This is a genomic window from Coleofasciculus sp. FACHB-712, from assembly GCF_014695635.1.
Taxonomy (GTDB): Bacteria; Cyanobacteriota; Cyanobacteriia; order Cyanobacteriales; family FACHB-T130; genus FACHB-T130.
The window spans coordinates 1-3833 of sequence record NZ_JACJOQ010000676.1; the positions used below are offsets into that span (position 1 = coordinate 1).

The 3833-nt window shown below is 41.9% G+C and carries 5 protein-coding genes; 4 read left to right on the forward strand and 1 reads right to left on the reverse strand.

What is annotated here, in order from left to right; all coding sequences use genetic code 11:
• The 4 genes from H6F50_RS25320 to H6F50_RS25335 form a co-directional block, all read left to right on the forward strand.
• Positions 1-191 (forward strand): Uma2 family endonuclease (locus H6F50_RS25320; RefSeq protein ID WP_190430823.1); only part of this gene is annotated, 191 nt, incomplete at its 5' end.
• A gap of 85 nt (positions 192-276) precedes the next feature.
• Complete coding sequence (locus H6F50_RS25325) at positions 277-483, forward strand: hypothetical protein (protein WP_190430824.1); 207 nt, start codon at positions 277-279, stop codon at positions 481-483.
• Positions 484-561: 78 nt separating this feature from the next.
• Entirely contained in the window at positions 562-1032 is a 471-nt protein-coding gene (locus H6F50_RS25330; protein WP_190430825.1) for a DNA phosphorothioation-associated protein 4, read from the forward strand.
• A 202-nt stretch (positions 1033-1234) separates the two neighbouring features.
• Entirely contained in the window at positions 1235-2278 is a 1044-nt protein-coding gene (locus tag H6F50_RS25335; RefSeq protein WP_190430826.1) for an endonuclease/exonuclease/phosphatase family protein, read from the forward strand.
• Between the two features lie 121 nt (positions 2279-2399).
• On the opposite strand, the gene H6F50_RS25340 is transcribed toward H6F50_RS25335, so the two are convergent.
• Positions 2400-3833, reverse strand: a 1434-nt coding sequence (locus tag H6F50_RS25340; RefSeq protein WP_190430827.1) for a DGQHR domain-containing protein, incomplete at its 5' end; no start/stop codon positions are given.

The following is a 3833-nucleotide window of genomic DNA, read 5'->3' on the forward strand; positions in this document are numbered from 1 at the left end:
AAGCACGCACTTATGCCAAAGCTGGGATTGCTGATTACTTGGTTCTGGATGTGAACACGCGGCGAGTCTACGTTTTCCGCGAACCGGGAGAAGCAAATTATCAACAAGAAACTATTTTAGATGGAGATGCCATCTTTTCCCCTCTTGCCTTTCCAGAGATTGAGGTTCGAGTTAATCAACTGTTTCCCTAATTTGAGGATCGCTTTGTATCTGCATGGGTTCGGCAGATAATATAAAGAAAGTTCATTGTGCAAAGTCTTATTTCCTAATCAGACTATGACCCAAAAGCCTAAAGGATTTGACCCAGCGCCTCGTCAGCCCAAGAAAAAAGAAAAAGCAGATTTGCCTCAAGAAACCGAATTCAAAAAACCGAAAGGTTTTCTTGAGCTTGGGGCAACAATTTTTAGGCTTGGCAAGGAGTTGGTTAGCTTGGGAAAAATATATCTAGAGCAAGGATTGAAACGTTCCCAAGGCAAAAAATGAACATCTTAATTTAGAAGATGAACAGAGCGATCGCTATTTCAATTCGTTATGAGTATTTAAGCAAAAAATATTAACACAATGGGTGCAAATAGAATCAGAATTGCGAAAGATAAAGCTGATTTGGTGCAAGCCTTAGTCGCATCTGATAGCACAACTGGCCCTTTCCAAACCTACGCTGATGCGATCGCGTTTGCAGCAGCCTTGGGGGCGAAGCGGAAAAAGCGATCGCCTTTAGGGGAAATATCCAAAAGGGAACCGGGTGCGATCGCCCTAGAGGTTTTTGTATCTAGAGGCACCGATCGGGTAATCCAGTTATTAGCGATCGCTGAAACTAAAGACATAAAAATTCTCTCTCCTACTGATGAAAATTCCGAAGAACAACGCATCCGGATTTTTGAAGAATATGCCAACGGAGGGTTAGAGATTATACAAGATGAGTTGCGGGGAACAGTAGACTATACAGCCACCCTTTTATTACTACTTAGTTCTGAACGTAATAAGGAAGACCCAGTAGAAGGGGAATTCGATCTCAGCAGGTTTCTCACTTAAGTTAGCTTTTATTATTACGTCCGACAAGTTTATCTAGCTAATTTACATGAATCATTAAATTTTTTCTCTCCCTCGTGTACTTAGCGAGCATTAACGCGCATAGCTAAGCGCATCCGCGCCGCTACGCAAACGCTAACGTGGTTCGTCGGGAAAATCTTTTACACATCCAACGATACACAAAATAATTTAATCAAGCCAGGAAATGATTGCGATTAAATTTTGCCGAATTTTGAGGTTAGTCACTCAAATTTTGGCTTACGCCTACTCAGGATTCATTGTCTTGTATTTCCTGCTGAGACTAATATTTTGGGATAGTTTCTGGCTTGTTGGCTTTGTTAGCACCTTTATCCCTTTTATTTTTTTACCGATATTAATTTTACCACTATTGGCATTTTCAATTATAAAAAAACGATGGTTCTCGATTATTTCATCGATTGCTTGCATCTTTCTGGTCAGTTGGTTGCATCTGAAATACTTTTCTCCTCACGCTTTACGATCAAATGGTTCCCAGCCTCATATCAAAATTTTATCCTTAAACAACAGTTGGCATAAAACCAGTTCCCAAAATTTAGTTAAATTAATTCAACAACAACAACCCGATATCATTTGTTTACAAGAAATTGTTCGCAGACATACTGAAAAAGCCTTTCCCCGCTTACAGACATCCTACCCCTACCAAGTTTATGCCCAAAGCGTGGCAATCCTCAGCAAATATCCAATTTTATTCTCCGAAAATTTACACTTAGCGGGTCATCGAGAAATTCAGCAACGAGCGATTATCCAAATTAATCAGCAGGAGGTAGTTGTTTACAATATTCAAGTTATATCCCCCTGGATTCGTCCCCAGAAAATTTTGCCTTTCCTCACTATTCCGATTTATGATTACACAAAAAGCTCGGCAGAAATTCAGGATTTAGTGCAGCGGCTCCAGAAAGAAACCAAGCCATTTATTGTTGCTGGTGATTTTAATATGACAGACCAGTCGCAAGACTATCATTTTTTAAGAACAGTCATAGAAGATTCCTTCCAAACATCAGGGCTTGGTTTTGGCTTTACTTGGCCTCATGGTTGGGAACTGAGTTTTCTGATTAAAAACTCAACCTCAAAATTAAACTATCCCCTCTTCAGAATTGACTATATTGGGTATTCAAAACCCTGGGCTGCTCAGTCTAGCAAAGTTTTACCGACAACAGGTTCAGATCACTTACCCGTAGAAGCAGAACTCATTTATCTCAAATCTAGTTGAGTCATAAAATCCGTAGTAGACTGTCAAGACAATTTTGATAGTTTGTTCCAGGCGCAATTAATCGCGTCTGGAACTTAGGAACTCATTCAGTTACACGAAAGCCGTATCTATAATCCAAGGCTCAAGATAGAATTGGCGGTAATCCTACCTGCCTTGGCTCTACAAACTTGCCATTAAATCCCATTGCTTTATCTTCGATTGTTCTTCCTTCAGCTACAGCGCGGCGAATTTCTGCACGTTCCATGTCATCATCAACACCACCCAGCAAGTAAACAATTAATCTTGCGGCTAAGTCTTTTCCGGCAACTGAAACCCGCTTTTTATTCGGGTCATACAAAACGCCATACCAAAGAGATTCAGGAGACTCCATGCCGCTGAAGCCATCATCCGCATCGTATTTCTGAAGCTTTTCAAAAATAGTTTTTAGCGAAAATCCCTTTTTAAAAACCAAAATTCCTAAAGCTTGAGCTAAGGCAACTTGCCCAACTGGGCGGAAAAGGATATTTCCTTCGCCTCCACCTTTTTCAAAATTGAAGCGGCGCATTTCCGGGGTTTCTGCGCCATTTTCTAACCTTTGAAAGCTGAGCAGAGTTGTTAAATAATCGAAAAGTTGCTTAAATTCCTCAATTCCCTCCTCCAGTTCTCCATCATCAGGGCGCATCGGAATTAGACCCTTTTTGCCCACAGGTTTCCACTTGGGGAATTTGTATTCTAAGTAGCGTTCAGACATTTCTTTGAGCGCTTGCAGGGTAGTTAAAACGGTTGACTTAGCGGCAACTGTTGCACTATCCCAATTGACGCGGGGATTGCGCCCGTCAACATCTTTTAGTAGAGGATGGGTGACAGCAACTTTTCGGGCAACAATTGAAAATGCATCATCTTCATCTAGCTGTGCCATCTGACCTTTACTTAAAGGTACAGCCATGAGATTGACATGGACAAAGATGGATCTCACTCGTCGTCGTGCCTGTTCCCGTGTCTCTCCAGTAACGACGGCTGAAATAAATTCAATGCCTATCTTTTCTTTAGCTAAGTTTTGCAAATAAGCCGGGTCTATCTCATAGCTCTGCCTAAGATCGTCAATTGTAATAACAGCTCCTGAAGGCTTTTTATCTTTTTTATATCGTGGGAGTTTTCCCGTTTGAAGTAACTCCATTAAACCCTGCACGCCCATCAGTCGATGTTGACCATCTAAAGCAAAAATTGTGACATCTGGGGAAACGTTCAATAATCCTACTTTGCCGTCTTTATCGAGTGCCATAAAATCAGCAGCAGATTTAATCGCACGTCCGCTTGCATCCCACTCGGCAGCATTAGGATTGTCTACCCAAGGTTGATTGACCACTACTAATACTGGCGGGAATTTGTGAGTCTTTCGAGCTGCTAAATACTGCGTCAAGGGCGCTTGACGCGACCAATCTAGGGGTCGTTGCTGAATCTCCTCAATACTCTCGGCGTCGATTTCCACATTGTCTTTCTCTGGGTCGAATTTTTGCCGGAAAAGCGGTAGGCGAGACGCGAATCGAACGCGACTGGCAAACCACTCCAGGGTTGC

Excerpts from the sequence above, each read along its gene's own strand:
- H6F50_RS25325 (WP_190430824.1), top strand. The coding sequence starts at position 277 with ATGACCCAAAAGCCTAAAGGATTTGACCCAGCGCCTCGTCAGCCCAAG.
- H6F50_RS25330 (WP_190430825.1), top strand. The coding sequence starts at position 562 with ATGGGTGCAAATAGAATCAGAATTGCGAAAGATAAAGCTGATTTGGTG.
- H6F50_RS25335 (WP_190430826.1), top strand. The coding sequence starts at position 1,235 with ATGATTGCGATTAAATTTTGCCGAATTTTGAGGTTAGTCACTCAAATT.